Raw genomic sequence first — 13,122 nt, forward strand, 5'->3', positions numbered from 1 at the left:
ATTCGAACCCCCGATACGTTGCCGTATACACACTTTCCAGGCGTGCTCCTTCAGCCACTCGGACACCTCACCATATTTTTTTGCTGCCTGACCGCTTGGGGGGCAACGGGGCGCTACTATAGGGAGTTGCGCTAACACGGTCAAGCAGATTTTCTGTATTCGTGCTCGTTCGGTTAAGCCTTAATCAGCTCTTGTCGCAGCACGGGTAATTAACGCTGTGAATCGAGCACTTCGCTGTTTTTAACTACTTCCTGTGCTTTGCCGTAGCTTTCGATCAGCAGCTGGTAAGCCGGGAAGATGTGGGTATACACCTCAGCCCACTCGGCTGCGTCCTCACGGTTCCAGGTTCTCTGGATCTCAGAGGCCACCGCCGCCGTATCCATCGGAACCACACCGGCCTGCACCACGCGCGCCAGGGTGATCTCCTGCGCCATTTTGCTGTAGGTGCCGGAGGCATCAATCACCGCAAACACCTTATAGCCGTCCGCCACCGCGCTGATTGACGGGAAGGCCATGCAGACGCTGGTGATAGTGCCCGCGATAATCAGCGTCTTGCGCCCGGTCGCTTTCACCGCAGCAACGAAATCCGGGTTATCCCAGGCGTTGATCTCGCCTTTACGGGCAACATACTGCGCATGCGGCGCGTTGGCGTGGATCTCCGGGATAAGCGGTCCGTTCGGTCCCTGCGGGACGGACGCGGTGGTGATCACAGGGATCTTCGCCAGAGTCGCGATTTTTGCCAGCGCAGCCGCACGGGCGCGCAGTTCCGGCATTGGCATATCCCCAACGGTCTGGAACAGACCGCTCTGGTGATCGATAAGCAACATCACCGCATCGTTCACATCAATAACCGGACGTGCGCCATTAAAATTCGCAGGTGTAGACATTATCTTCTCCTTTATTAATTTCAGATCTGGCCGAAGCGGCCGGAGTTAAAATCACGAATGGCTTCGTTGATTTCGCTTTTACTGTTCATCACAAACGGGCCATAGCCCACGATGGGTTCATTCAGCGGCTCGCCCGCCATCAGCAGCACTTTGGCATCGCTGTTCGCCTCCAGGTGCAGTTTGTCGCCTTCCTGACTCAAAACGACCAGCTGGGCTTCACCCGCCTGCGTTGTACCGTTCACCGTAATGTTGCCTTCAAGCACGACCAGCGCGGTGCTCCAGCCTTCGGGCTGATTGAGCGTCAGATGGCTTCCCAGGTTCAGCGCGATGTCCCAGACGTTGAGCGGTGAGAAGGTGTGCGCCGGGCCGGTTACAGCCTCGTAGCGACCGGCAATAACCCGCAGCGAACCGCTGTTATCCGGTAGCGTCACGACCGGGATCGCATCCTTCGTCATGCTCTGGTAGCCCGGTGCCGCCATCTTGTCTTTGGCCGGCAGGTTGACCCAAAGCTGCATCATTTTCAGTTCTCCGCCTTTCTGCGAGAACGCGCTGGAGTGGAATTCCTCGTGCAAAATGCCTGCACCTGCCGTCATCCACTGCACGTCGCCGGGGCCAATGACGCCGCCTTTGCCCGTGGAGTCGCGATGCTCCACTTCACCGGAATAGACGATGGTGACCGTTTCAAAACCCCGGTGAGGGTGTTGGCCTACGCCGCGTTTCGCCCCATCTGCCGGAAAGCTGTACGGGCCCGCGTAGTCCAGCAGCAGGAACGGGCTCAGCGGCTCGCCGCGGGTTTGGTAAGAAAACATCGAACGGACCGGGAAACCATCGCCAACCCAGTGCTGGCGGGGCGCGGTATAAACGCCTGTTACGTTTTTCATGATTAACTCCTGATGTTCTGTTGATGTAATTAGCTTATATTCAGAGTTAATACTCCGGTAGATAGTGAAATTGGCATTCACTGTTCTGAAAATGGAACGATGAGGATTTATGCAGGATCTCAATGACTTCGTCTGGTTTGTGAAGGTGGTGGACTACGGCGGCTTTGCGGCGGCGGGAAGGGCGCTTGATCTGCCAAAGTCCAGGCTAAGCCGCCGGATAGCGCAGCTGGAAGAACGCCTTGGCGTGCGGCTTATCCACCGAACAACCCGACAGTTTACGGTGACCGAGGTCGGGCAGACCTTCTACCAGCACTGTAAAGCGATGATGGTGGAGGCCGAGGCCGCGGAGGAAGCCGTTGCTGCACTGCAGGCTGAACCGCGCGGTGTTGTCAGGATTACGTGCCCGATAACTCTGTTGCATGTCCACGTGGGTCCGATGCTGGCCAGATTTATGGCGCGCTACCCCGGGATTAATCTTCAGCTTGAGGCGACCAACCGGCAGGTAGACCTGGTGGGAGAGGGGGTTGATATCGCGATCCGCGTTCGCCCGCGTCCCTTTGATGACAGCGATCTGGTATTAAGGGTGCTGGCTGACAGGGGACATTGTCTGGTCGCGGGTCCGGCGTTGATTCAACGCATGGGAGAACCCGTCGTGCCGTCTGAACTCAGTGCCTGGCCCGGGTTAAGCATGAACGAGGGGAAACATATTCATAAATGGGAGCTGTCCGGTCCCGGAGGTGCCAAAGCGGAGATCCATTACCATCCTCGATTGATCACCACCGACATGCTGGCGCTACGTGAAGCTGCCATGGCAGGCATCGGCGTGGTGCAGCTGCCGATTTTGATGGTTAAGGACCAGCTGGCGACGGGGGAACTGGTACGGGTGCTGGATGCGTGGGAACCCCGACGCGAAGTGATTCACACGGTTTATCCTTCGCGGCGCGGCCTGCTGCCGTCCGTCAGGACGCTGGTGGATTTTCTGACCGAAGAGTATGCGCGGATGGTGGAAGAGTAACACTTCCCTCCCCCCTGGGGAGAGGGGCAGGGTGAGGGGCTCAGGCCGCACCGAGCTGCATATAGCACCGGGGGTTCTCATCCCCCCCTTTACGGAGAATATAAAAGAAAAAAGCCCGTACTTTCGTACGAGCTCTCATCTTAAATATGGCGGTGAGGGGGGGATTCGAACCCCCGATACGTTGCCGTATACACACTTTCCAGGCGTGCTCCTTCAGCCACTCGGACACCTCACCATATTGTCATCCCGTTGTTGCCGGGACGGGCGCTAATGTAAGGAAAAGCCGAACTGCCGTCAACTCACTTTTTCAGTAATTTAGCGCGTTTAGACAAACTTCAGGCAACATGATTCTTAAATGTGCTGAAAGCGTCTTTTTTATCAGCAACACAGTCGCGCTATAAATTTGTTATGCTGACCGTCCAGTGAAAAAGCAAAATAAATCAGCGCAATAAAAGGCAGGAATGACTATGGATATACTTTTCTATCACCCAACGTTTGATACGGCATACTGGATCAAGGCGCTTTCGTCGGCGTTACCCGGCGCACGCGTTCGCGAGTGGAAGCGTGGCGATAATGAACATGCCGACTATGCGCTGGTCTGGCATCCTCCGGTTGAGATGCTCCAGGGCCGCAAGCTGAAGGCCGTTTTTGCCCTGGGAGCCGGCGTGGATTCCATTCTGAGCAAACTGAAGGCACACCCTGAAATGCTGCCGGAAGATATCCCCCTTTTCCGCCTGGAAGATACCGGAATGGGCCAGCAAATGCAGGAATATGCCGTGAGCCAGGTACTGCATTGGTTCCGCCGCTTTGATGATTATCAGGCCTTTAAACAGCGAGCCCACTGGGAGCCGCTGCCGGAGTACCATCGCGAAGACTTTACGATCGGCATACTCGGTGCGGGCGTGCTGGGCTCAAAAGTGGCCGAAGCGCTTGCCCCGTGGGGATTCCCGCTGCGCTGCTGGAGCCGCAGCCGCAAGGATTATCCGGGCGTTGAGAGTTTTGCCGGAACGGATGAGCTTCCTGCATTCCTGAAAGGGACACGCGTGCTTATTAACCTGCTGCCAAACACGGCGGAAACGGTAGGGATCATCAATGAAGCCCTACTCAATCAGCTCGTCGATCAGAGCTACCTGATGAACCTGGCGCGCGGGGTCCATGTCGTGGAAGGCGATCTGCTGAAGGCGCTGGACAGCGGAAAGCTAAAAGGCGCCATGCTGGATGTCTATAGCCGTGAGCCGCTGCCCGCGGAAAGCCCGCTGTGGGCGCACCCGCGCGTGGCGATGACCCCGCACGTGGCTGCCGTGACGCGTCCGGCAGAAGCGGTGGCGTATATCTCCCATACCATCAGCGAAATGGAAAAGGGTAACGCGGTCACCGGTCAGGTCGACAGACAGCGCGGCTACTGAGAGAAACCCGGCGTTCGCCGGGTTTTTGCTAATATTCGCCGCTGATAACTGCTATCCTTTGGAAAAACCGCAGAGGAGAGAGAGATGTATCCCGTTGACCTGCATATGCACACCGTCGCCAGCACCCACGCGTATAGCAACCTCCATGATTATATCGCCCAGGCGAAGCTTAAAGGCATCAAGCTGTTCGCGATCACCGATCATGGCCCGGACATGGCGGATGCGCCGCACTACTGGCATTTTGTGAATATGCGGATCTGGCCACGTCTGGTGGACGGCATTGGGATACTGCGCGGCATTGAGGCGAACATCAAAAATACCGACGGTGAGATCGACTGCACCGGCCCGATGCTGACGTCTCTTGACCTTATCCTCGCCGGTTTTCATGAGCCGGTTTTCCCGCCTCAGGATAAAGACACCAACACCGCGGCGATGATTGCCACCATTGCCAGCGGCAATGTGCACATTATCAGCCACCCCGGTAACCCGATGTATCCGATTGATATTCAGGCTGTCGCGCAGGCGGCAGCGAAGCACCGCGTGGCGCTGGAGATTAACAACTCCTCCTTTGTGCACTCGCGTAAGGGCAGTGAAGCCAACTGCCGCGAAGTGGCTGCCGCCGTGCGTGACGCAGGTGGCATGGTGGCGCTGGGCTCAGATTCTCATACCGCGTTTACGCTGGGCGATTTCAGCGAGTGCCTGAAAGTGCTGAATGATGTTAACTTCCCGGAAGCGCAAATCCTGAACGTGACCCCACGCCGCATGCTCGATTTCCTCGAGTCGCGCGGAATGGAACCGATAGCCGAATTTGCCGATCTTTAATTGTGTAATGGAATCATAAAAATGAACGAGTTTTCCATCCTCTGCCGCGTGCTGGGTACGCTCTATTATCGCCAGCCGCAAGACCCGCTGTTGGTTCCGCTCTTTACGTTAATTCGTGAAGGCAAACTGGCGCAGAACTGGCCGCTGGAACAGGATGATTTACTGGAACGTCTGCAAAAAAGCTGCGACATGCAGCAGATCGCGACGGACTACAATGCGCTGTTCGTTGGCGATGAGTGCCGCGTTTCGCCATACCGTTCAGCCTGGCAGGAAGGTGCAACGGAAGCGGAAGTCCGCGCGTTCCTCTCCACGCGCGGTATGCCGCTGAGCGATACGCCAGCCGATCATATCGGTACGCTGCTGCTGGCGGCGTCCTGGATCGAAGACAACGCCGGTGATGATGAGAATGAAGCCATCGAAACCTTGTTCGAAACGTACCTGCTGCCGTGGGTCGGGACATTCCTGGGTAAAGTCGAAGCGCATGCCACCTCGCCGTTCTGGAGAACGCTGGCCCCGCTGACCCGCGACGCTATTGCGGCAATGTGGGATGAGCTGGAAGAAGAGAACAAAGAGTGATTTAGATCACATAAATTCTGCAACTCAACATTTCAACTTGCACGTAATGTGCTTCTGATCTCATTTATATGGTGCGCATCTGCTAAGATGCGCGCCATGAATATATTACTTTGTATCGCACTAACGACAGGTATTCTCTCCGGACTCTGGGGATGGGTAGCCGTGTCTCTCGGATTGCTCAGCTGGGCCGGGTTCCTCGGCTGCACCGCCTATTTCGCCTGTCCGCAGGGGGGCGTCAAAGGGCTCTTTATCTCTGGCTGCACGCTGATGAGCGGTGTTATCTGGGCGCTGGTGATCATGAAGGGCAGCGCGCTGGCGCCGCATATGGAGATGCTGGGGTACGTCATGACGGGTGTCGTTGCCTTTTTAATGTGCATCCAGGCTAAGCATCTGCTGCTTTCATTTGTGCCGGGGACCTTTATGGGGGCGTGCGCGACCTTTGCAGGGCAGGGTGACTGGAAGCTGGTGGTTCCCTCCCTGGCGCTGGGGTTGCTGTTTGGCTATGCCATGAAAAACAGCGGTCTTTGGCTGGCGTCGCGACGGGGAAAAGCGCAAAACATCACTGCGGTGAGCGAATAAAAAAAGGCGAGATAATCATCTCGCCTTTTTTATGCGCTTCCTGTCAGGATTCCGGAGGGACTGACATATCGCGGTATTTCACCAATATCGGGTTCTGCACGTCTGCTTTGTTTTGCAGATCCCACAGCCCGCGGTCAATACCGTCGTTGATTAAGAAGATCACGCCGGTTTCAATGGCTGACATCAGGCACATCATGACCGGCTCGTTAGAGGTGTAGCCAATTTCACCTTCCAGCAAACGCTGGTAATCGATGAAGCGGAATACCCCAGCCTGCACTTCATAAGACAGAATGGTTTTGCTGGTGTTCACCGAAGAGAGCACTTCGCCTGTACTGACGTTAACCACACGCAGGTTCACGGCGATTTGGTCAAGCTGGTACTGGGTATCCGCACCGATACCGAAGTAACGAGCTCCTGCACCACCCGACTTAACGTTACTTTCGTAGCCAATAATCGATCCTTCGATCATCACGTTCGCTGCCGCCAAAGATTGCAGAGGCATGCGGTTATTGTCCGCGACGGTGCCATTTTCCTGAGCGGCACGAATGATTTTGCGTTCATTCAACAGGTTCTGGAGCCCCTGACGTTCCAGCGGAATAAACCAGTGCGAATCCTTGAGCGCGGTAACCAGCATGGCGGTGGCGCTTTGCGGCACAGCCGTGGAGAAGTTACTTGCCGGGTAAGGTTTAAATTGCCCGGTTTCATCCTGAATGTTGTATACGGAGACAAATATTTTCCCCGTAGGTGAAGGTAAATGCGTTAAATCGCGATAACTCTGGGCCCGAGGCATTAATGTCGGTTTTGCAGCTTCTTTAGGTGGAGCAGTTAAACAACCGCTCAATAAGCACACTGCAACAAATATCAGGAAGCGCTGCATGATCGTTGTCCTTATTTAGCTATTGTTTAAAAGTCAGTTGAATTACTTTGTAGACCGGAAACCTGAATGGTGGAGATTCTTCCGGTTTTACGATCGGTCACGTTCAACTGAAGCTGTCCGTCAGTATTGGCGATATCAACGATAAAGTCGTTGGTCACCATGCGGCCGGGTTTACCGGTATTAATGTTGGTCAGTAACCCCCCTAAAATCTGCGACTGAATAGCTTGAGTGAAGTTGTCCAGTGCGGACGGGGTATCAACGCTAAAATCCTTTAAGCTGGGATCCTTATAGGAGTTTTGCGCCTGGGCTTCGTTCAGCAGGAACGCGCCGTTATTAGGGTTACCGCCAAAGTTAGGGTTACGGAACTGAAACGTCATGTTTCCGGCCCAGCTTATGGGTGTTATCAGCATTATCGAAACAACTGCATATGCAATACGCATGACAGCCTCCGCATATCGGTTCGCTAGAACTCGTCTTTTGCTAAATCGCTGGTGCTTAATAGGGCTTTATCTATTTGCAGGCGATTAATAGCGTCTTCTGATTGTGCCAGTGCTAAGGCTACGTTTTTATCGAAGTCTATTTTGGTCGGGAATAAAAACGTTTGATAAATAACGTACTGATTAGCCGTTATTGTTATCCAACTTCCCCATCGTGCACTGGGCCGCTCGTTGATTGTTATATTTCCGGTGTAGGTACTGTCCCATTTGTCACTGAAGGCGCGGTAAAAACTGTGCCCGACCGATGAGACAGTGTGGTCTGTTAACAATCCGGGAACTTCGACCTCGACGGCCTTCAGATTCCCGGCAGCGAGCAGGAAACTCGCTGCGGCGATCCAACTCAACGTGCGCTTCATGTGATTAACGCCTGAGGTTATCGTTTGCCCACGAAACAGCCTGAGTTCGGTTTTTAACAGCTATCTTCTTGAAAAGATTATAAAGGTGCGTCTTTACCGTATTTTCGCTGATAAATAACGAACGGGCGATTTCAATATTTGAAGCACCAATGCGTAACTTGTTCAGGATCTCTTTCTCACGGTGCGTGAGCAGCGCGGACTCTGAACTGTTATAGCGATAATTTCCGGAGTGCGTGATGAGATAGCTGGCAAGCTTTTGCGAAAAATAACACTCTCCGCGCAATATCCCTTGCAGCCCCTCTACCACCCGGTCTTCTTCTTCCGTGACGTAGAACACGCCATTGATATGCGGCCAGCTTTCAATATCTCTGAAAGGATATTCATCAGGAGTATTCAACAATAGCACGCGGATATTATTGTTTTTCCTGCTTAAAATATCTTGCCAGTAATGGATAAGCTTTTTATCAGCTTCCATCATATCGAAAAGAATGATGCTGCCAGGTGCAATATCATCAAAAGAACGTTGAATATTATGCAATTTCCCGTTCAGTGATAAAGATTGCTTTAAATGTTGTAATAACGCTGTCGCTTGCAAAGAAGGTTTTGTGATCAACAGTAATGTATGACCATGTAAACTATGGACTTCATTATACATGATGAAACCCCACTTTTTTTTGGCACCTGGCAGCTGTCCTCCTGTTTATTAGAGGACACCAGAAGTACTGACAGATGTTGCACTGCTGTGTGTAGAATCAGACCATAACCTCCACAGGGAGGTAAATATAAAACCAATTTCGTACATCTAATTTCAATCTAGCTTTTACGAAGTTTAAAGCAAGTGTTAAACGTGTAACAGAATGTAAAAATCAATATTAATTTGTGAAAACTGCTTGTTGTTAATGGTAATAATTGATGAAAAAGTTGTACATATAAATAGATGTGCACAGATTTTAAAAATCATACAAATATATTTATGTGATTGATTTTTTAGATTATTTGTTATTTTTGCGCAACAGTAATTAAGTATGAGTTTCAGATTATTTCTAAGCCCATGAATGGGCTACTGCCTGGCTTAAGAAAACAGGCGTCGTGTCACGCACTGAGAAAAATGATCTCCAGCCGTTACGTTTAAACAACGCGGGATGACGCCTGGACAGCCTTCATCCCGTTGTACAACCCGATCGCAAGACCTGCTTAATAAAAAATATAAGCTGACCTGATTAAAGTGATTTTTGATGTAAATTACGACTTTGTGGTGAGCCGATAAATAAAAATAAGCCGCGCGGGTGAGATATTTAAAATGTTTCAGCGGACATACTCTTCACCGTAACGACGCGTTAACACAATACGAGTCGTTTTAACAAGTAGCATTGTTATAGGGTTATGGCGTGATTAAATAGCCAGGTCCAGGGTGACAACATGAAAAACACATCGTTAATTATGATGTTTACATTACTGGGTGCGCCTGGATTTGTAACCGCAGCGAATTCAGATTTGGCAAATGCTGAATATAACTTTGCGGTTAACGAATTAAGTCTTTCATCACTCAATCAGGCAGCCATTATTGGTCAACGGGGCGTTTTCAATAACGCTGAGGTTAGCCAGGACGGTTCAAGACTCTTATCCATTGTATCTCAGGATGGGGCGGGTAACAGAGCGAGAGTTGATCAATCAGGGAGTTACAATTTAGCCTGGATCGATCAGAGCGGTAACGGGAATGATGCAGGTATTACGCAAGATGGATACGGTAATAGCGCGAAAATTATCCAGAAAGGGTCGGGTAATAGAGCAAATATTACGCAGTACGGTACGCAGAAAACCGCAGTTGTAGTGCAGAAACAGTCGCAAATGGCGATTAACGTTATTCAACATTAGCGCGTTCGCGACGACTTTAATCAATCCGATGGGGGTTTACCATGAAATTTATCAAAGTGGCAGCACTTGCAGCAATCGTAGTTTCTGGTAGTGCTATGGCGGGTTCTATTAATCAGGGCGGATGGGGTCATGGACATGGTCATGGTGGATATAGTGGCCCAAATTCAACCCTGAATATTTATCAGAACGGTGGCGGTAACTCCGCGGTTGCCCTGCAGACAGACGCCAGAAATTCCGTCCTGAATATTAGCCAGACCGGCGGCTTTAACGGTGCTGACGTTGGTCAGGGCTCTGATGACAGTAAAATCAACCTGACCCAGAAAGGTTTTGGCAACAGTGCGACACTTGATCAGTGGAACAGTAAAAAATCCGTTATGAACGTTAGCCAGTCCGGCGGCTTTAACGGTGCACTCGTAGACCAGACTGCGTCCAACTCGACTGTTAACGTTACCCAGATCGGTTTTGGTAACCACGCGTCAGCTCATCAGTACTGATACTGAAATCTGTGCTACAAAAAAACAGGGCATCAGCCCTGTTTTTTTTCGGGAGTTCATCATGAATACCTTAATTCTACTCGCCGCGCTTTCCAGCCAGATAACCTTCAAAACGTCACAGCAGGAAAATATGACCACCATTGTTCCTCAGGTCACTCTGGCGCAGTCGTGTGATTGTCAGGTTCAGATTGTTTCTGTGCGAGAAGGGCAGGGGGGACAAAGTTCTTCCCGGCAGCAAAACACACTTTTTATACCCGCTAATCAGACGATTGATTTAATGCGCCTGAGTTTAAATATTAATACGGGAGACACGGTAAAAATCGTTGTCACCGTTTCAGACGGTAAATCGCTGCATTTATCACAACAGTGGTCGCCAGCGGAACGCTCGCTCTAAACGTTCATAAAATCAATAGGTTGAGAATGTGGCGGGTCTGTGCCGTTGAGCTATGCTGATATCAGGGACCAGGTCGTTATGTTCCGTAACGTGAAACTTCGTTTGCAATAATAAATGAAGCGCGTTTACCCCTCATGGACGATTTTCATTGAGGAGTACCTATAATGAACAACTATTTTGCTCGACTCATGGCAGGTCTGGGTCTGGTCGTTTCTGCTTTGAGTATCCCGGCTTATTCGGCCACGGTTGTTGACGGCGGTGTCATTCATTTTCGCGGTGCCATTGTCGCCGACCCCTGTGAAGTCACTCCCCAGAAGCAACAGTTTGCCATGTCATGTCCAGATAATAACCGTATGCAAACGCGTATGGTCAGCTATGAAGAGGCGCTTAACGGGAAAGTGAGCGACTCAAACGTGGCAACGCTCAATATGAAATACCTTAATCCTGAAAAAACGCTCGCGGTTGTCGAAATCCAGTATCGCTAATGCGTGCTCTCCCGCCCTGCGGTGGATGAGGATTTTTTCTGATAGTTTTTTCTCCCGGTCTCCTCTGCGATACACTTAAGAAAATGGCGGGTTGCAGAGGGGCTTTATGAAACCGCAAATTGAAATTATTCATGGCGATATTACGACAGTGCACGTCGACGTTATCGTCAATGCGGCCAATCCCTCCCTGATGGGGGGAGGCGGCGTGGACGGGGCTATCCACCGGGCTGCCGGACCGCAGCTGCTGGAAGCCTGTAAAACCGTGCGGCAACAGCAGGGCGAATGTCCTCCCGGTCACGCGGTGATTACGCTGGCGGGCAATCTGCCTGCGAGAGCGGTAATTCACGCGGTAGGGCCGGTCTGGCATGGCGGGGACCAGCACGAAGCGAGTATTCTGGAAGAGGCTTACCGGAACTGTCTGCGACTGGCCGCCGACAACGGTTATAAAACGATGGCGTTTCCGGCGATCAGCACCGGCGTGTATGGTTACCCTAAGGCCGCTGCCGCAACGATCGCCGTTGAAACGGTTTACCGCTATTTGTCGCTAAAACCGCTGCCAGAGAAGGTGATTTTTGTCTGTTTCGACGACGACACCACGCATCTTTATCAGCGGCTTCTGACTCAGCGCAGACAAGAGCTGGAGAGCTGATGCAAACGCGGCGCATCTGATGCGCCGCGTGATTTATGAGGCTTTTGCCTGCGGTTTTCCTGAAAAGAGGAAGCGCAGGAGCGGGATCCGCAGATGGATTTCGTAGAGTACGATTGCCACCCCTACAACAAACACCAGCCCGGTAAAGAAGCCCAGCGTGTTGGAGGCGATGTGCGGTGTGATGTAAGCCCCGAAGAAAAGCGTCAACGGGTGATGCACCAGATAGATAAACAGTGATGCATTAACGAAGTAGGTCACGCGGCTGGACTTAAAGTTCAGCAAGCGGTGGCCCAGCGCGAATACCACGTTCACCATCCACAGCCCCAGCAGCATAGTGATCACGCTTTCCGTTTCATACATCCAGGCGTCGCCGCTGCCGTAGCGCTGATTCAGCAGATAGGCCGCGAACGCGAGGGTTGCCCCCAGCGCGCACCACGGTGATGGGGTGACAAACAGCGATTTAAGCTTCGGATGAATAAAAGCCAGCGCGCCGATTAAAAAGAACGGAATGTAGAACAGGGACTGCATCACCACAAAATTAAATAACCCGTCGCTCAAAATCGGCGGATAGACGATGAGCAGCGTTCGGCGCACGGCAGCATACGCAATCCCCAACAGCAAGAAGAGCACTGACAGTTTGCCCATCGTAACGTTGGCGAAGAAGGTGTCGGCTTTTGTACTCAGACGGTGGCGCAGGCGGCTGAAAATCAACAGGCTCACCGTTGTGAGCACCACCAGCACCAGCAGGAACCACAGGTGAGACACCAGCTCCCAGACCAGCGTATTGTACTTTTCATACAGCGTAAGGTTCGGCCAGTTCTCCGCTTTGCCTTTGACGTATTGCAACATAATGAACTGAGGCAGCGTCAGCAGGGGAATTGCGGTCAGCATGGGGATCCCCACGCGCTCTACGCGCACTTTCCACCAGCGCTTAAGCGGGTATCGCAGAAACAGCATGTAAGAGAAATAGCCGGATATGACGAAGAACACCTGCATACGAAAGGCGTGAATAAAGTCATTAAACAGCGTCAGCCACCAGGAGGGCATCTGGCTATTCACATGCCAGGTGTGGCTTGAGTAAATCAGCGAAATGTGAAAGGGGATCCCCAGTAGCATCAGCCAGGCCCTGATCGAGTCGAGGAAATATTCACGTTCTGTTGGTGTTGTGCTCATATAACGTTGTGCATTCTCAGACTTTTCGTCTTATCCCTAAGACTCATAATGGTTACATTCGAAGCCAACCCTACACCAAGACCGACACCCTGTCTCCAGGATAAGCACGCAAAGTGAATAGCGGGTTCTTTCATTTGCTTATTCCATGAGCCAGCA

Annotated in this window: 17 protein-coding genes and 1 tRNA gene; 10 read left to right on the top strand and 8 right to left on the bottom strand. The window is 51.9% G+C overall.

Going from position 1 to position 13,122, the window contains the following annotated elements; translation table 11 throughout:
- Positions 1 to 209: 209 nt before the first annotated feature.
- Both QMN93_RS17465 and QMN93_RS17470 read right to left on the bottom strand, forming a co-directional pair.
- Positions 210 to 887, bottom strand: a complete 678-nt coding sequence (locus QMN93_RS17465; protein WP_033145175.1) for an isochorismatase family protein — start codon at positions 885 to 887, stop codon at positions 210 to 212.
- Between the two features lie 20 nt (positions 888 to 907).
- A complete protein-coding gene (locus tag QMN93_RS17470) occupies positions 908 to 1,768 on the bottom strand; it encodes a pirin family protein (protein WP_182383303.1) in 861 nt (286 codons plus the stop codon).
- A 109-nt stretch (positions 1,769 to 1,877) separates the two neighbouring features.
- Between QMN93_RS17470 and QMN93_RS17475 the strand changes: the two genes are divergently transcribed.
- Positions 1,878 to 2,783: a LysR family transcriptional regulator gene (locus QMN93_RS17475; RefSeq protein WP_182383304.1), complete on the top strand. Its 906-nt coding sequence runs from the start codon at positions 1,878 to 1,880 to the stop codon at positions 2,781 to 2,783.
- A 147-nt stretch (positions 2,784 to 2,930) separates the two neighbouring features.
- Here QMN93_RS17475 and QMN93_RS17480 read toward each other — a convergent pair.
- Positions 2,931 to 3,018, bottom strand: a tRNA-Ser gene (locus tag QMN93_RS17480).
- Between the two features lie 232 nt (positions 3,019 to 3,250).
- Between QMN93_RS17480 and ghrA the strand changes: the two genes are divergently transcribed.
- The 4 genes from ghrA to QMN93_RS17500 all read left to right on the top strand — a co-directional run bounded on the left by ghrA (position 3,251) and on the right by QMN93_RS17500 (position 6,166).
- Complete coding sequence (gene ghrA / locus QMN93_RS17485; protein ID WP_182383305.1) at positions 3,251 to 4,189, top strand: glyoxylate/hydroxypyruvate reductase GhrA; 939 nt, start codon at positions 3,251 to 3,253, stop codon at positions 4,187 to 4,189.
- Positions 4,190 to 4,273: 84 nt separating this feature from the next.
- Complete coding sequence (locus QMN93_RS17490; RefSeq protein ID WP_182383306.1) at positions 4,274 to 5,011, top strand: phosphatase; 738 nt, start codon at positions 4,274 to 4,276, stop codon at positions 5,009 to 5,011.
- A gap of 21 nt (positions 5,012 to 5,032) precedes the next feature.
- The gene (locus QMN93_RS17495; RefSeq protein WP_182072970.1) at positions 5,033 to 5,587 is read left to right on the top strand and encodes a molecular chaperone; all 555 of its coding nucleotides are present in this window, start codon (positions 5,033 to 5,035) and stop codon (positions 5,585 to 5,587) included.
- 96 nt (positions 5,588 to 5,683) lie between these two features.
- A complete protein-coding gene (locus QMN93_RS17500) occupies positions 5,684 to 6,166 on the top strand; it encodes a DUF1097 domain-containing protein (RefSeq protein ID WP_072196684.1) in 483 nt (160 codons plus the stop codon).
- Positions 6,167 to 6,209: 43 nt separating this feature from the next.
- Here the strand turns inward: QMN93_RS17500 and csgG are convergent, their stop codons facing one another.
- The 4 genes from csgG to csgD are packed head-to-tail and all read right to left on the bottom strand — an operon-like array spanning position 6,210 to position 8,551.
- Entirely contained in the window at positions 6,210 to 7,043 is an 834-nt protein-coding gene (gene csgG / locus QMN93_RS17505; protein WP_025755858.1) for a curli production assembly/transport protein CsgG, read from the bottom strand.
- Between the two features lie 26 nt (positions 7,044 to 7,069).
- The gene (gene csgF, locus QMN93_RS17510; protein ID WP_008500846.1) at positions 7,070 to 7,483 is read right to left on the bottom strand and encodes a curli production assembly/transport protein CsgF; all 414 of its coding nucleotides are present in this window, start codon (positions 7,481 to 7,483) and stop codon (positions 7,070 to 7,072) included.
- Positions 7,484 to 7,506: 23 nt separating this feature from the next.
- Complete coding sequence (gene csgE / locus QMN93_RS17515; RefSeq protein ID WP_033145182.1) at positions 7,507 to 7,896, bottom strand: curli production assembly/transport protein CsgE; 390 nt, start codon at positions 7,894 to 7,896, stop codon at positions 7,507 to 7,509.
- A gap of 4 nt (positions 7,897 to 7,900) precedes the next feature.
- Entirely contained in the window at positions 7,901 to 8,551 is a 651-nt protein-coding gene (csgD, locus tag QMN93_RS17520) for a biofilm master transcriptional regulator CsgD (RefSeq protein WP_021240790.1), read from the bottom strand.
- Between the two features lie 764 nt (positions 8,552 to 9,315).
- On the opposite strand from csgD, the gene csgB reads away from it, so the two are divergent.
- From csgB to ymdB, 5 genes are all read left to right on the top strand, one after another.
- Positions 9,316 to 9,771: a curli minor subunit CsgB gene (gene csgB / locus QMN93_RS17525; protein ID WP_033145183.1), complete on the top strand. Its 456-nt coding sequence runs from the start codon at positions 9,316 to 9,318 to the stop codon at positions 9,769 to 9,771.
- A 41-nt stretch (positions 9,772 to 9,812) separates the two neighbouring features.
- The gene (csgA, locus tag QMN93_RS17530; RefSeq protein WP_039261729.1) at positions 9,813 to 10,265 is read left to right on the top strand and encodes a curli major subunit CsgA; all 453 of its coding nucleotides are present in this window, start codon (positions 9,813 to 9,815) and stop codon (positions 10,263 to 10,265) included.
- 61 nt (positions 10,266 to 10,326) lie between these two features.
- Positions 10,327 to 10,659: a curli assembly chaperone CsgC gene (gene csgC / locus QMN93_RS17535; RefSeq protein ID WP_064672267.1), complete on the top strand. Its 333-nt coding sequence runs from the start codon at positions 10,327 to 10,329 to the stop codon at positions 10,657 to 10,659.
- Between the two features lie 164 nt (positions 10,660 to 10,823).
- On the top strand, positions 10,824 to 11,144 hold the full coding sequence (locus QMN93_RS17540; protein WP_033145186.1) for a type 1 fimbrial protein: 321 nt from the start codon (positions 10,824 to 10,826) through the stop codon (positions 11,142 to 11,144).
- A 106-nt stretch (positions 11,145 to 11,250) separates the two neighbouring features.
- Positions 11,251 to 11,793: an O-acetyl-ADP-ribose deacetylase gene (ymdB, locus tag QMN93_RS17545; RefSeq protein WP_023311113.1), complete on the top strand. Its 543-nt coding sequence runs from the start codon at positions 11,251 to 11,253 to the stop codon at positions 11,791 to 11,793.
- 33 nt (positions 11,794 to 11,826) lie between these two features.
- Here ymdB and mdoC read toward each other — a convergent pair whose 3' ends face one another.
- Entirely contained in the window at positions 11,827 to 12,966 is a 1,140-nt protein-coding gene (gene mdoC, locus QMN93_RS17550; RefSeq protein ID WP_064672268.1) for a glucans biosynthesis protein MdoC, read from the bottom strand.
- Positions 12,967 to 13,122 lie beyond the last annotated feature (156 nt).

Source organism: Enterobacter sp. R-1.6.2, assembly GCF_035064085.1.
In the GTDB taxonomy this organism is placed as follows: Bacteria; Pseudomonadota; Gammaproteobacteria; order Enterobacterales; family Enterobacteriaceae; genus Enterobacter; species Enterobacter asburiae_B.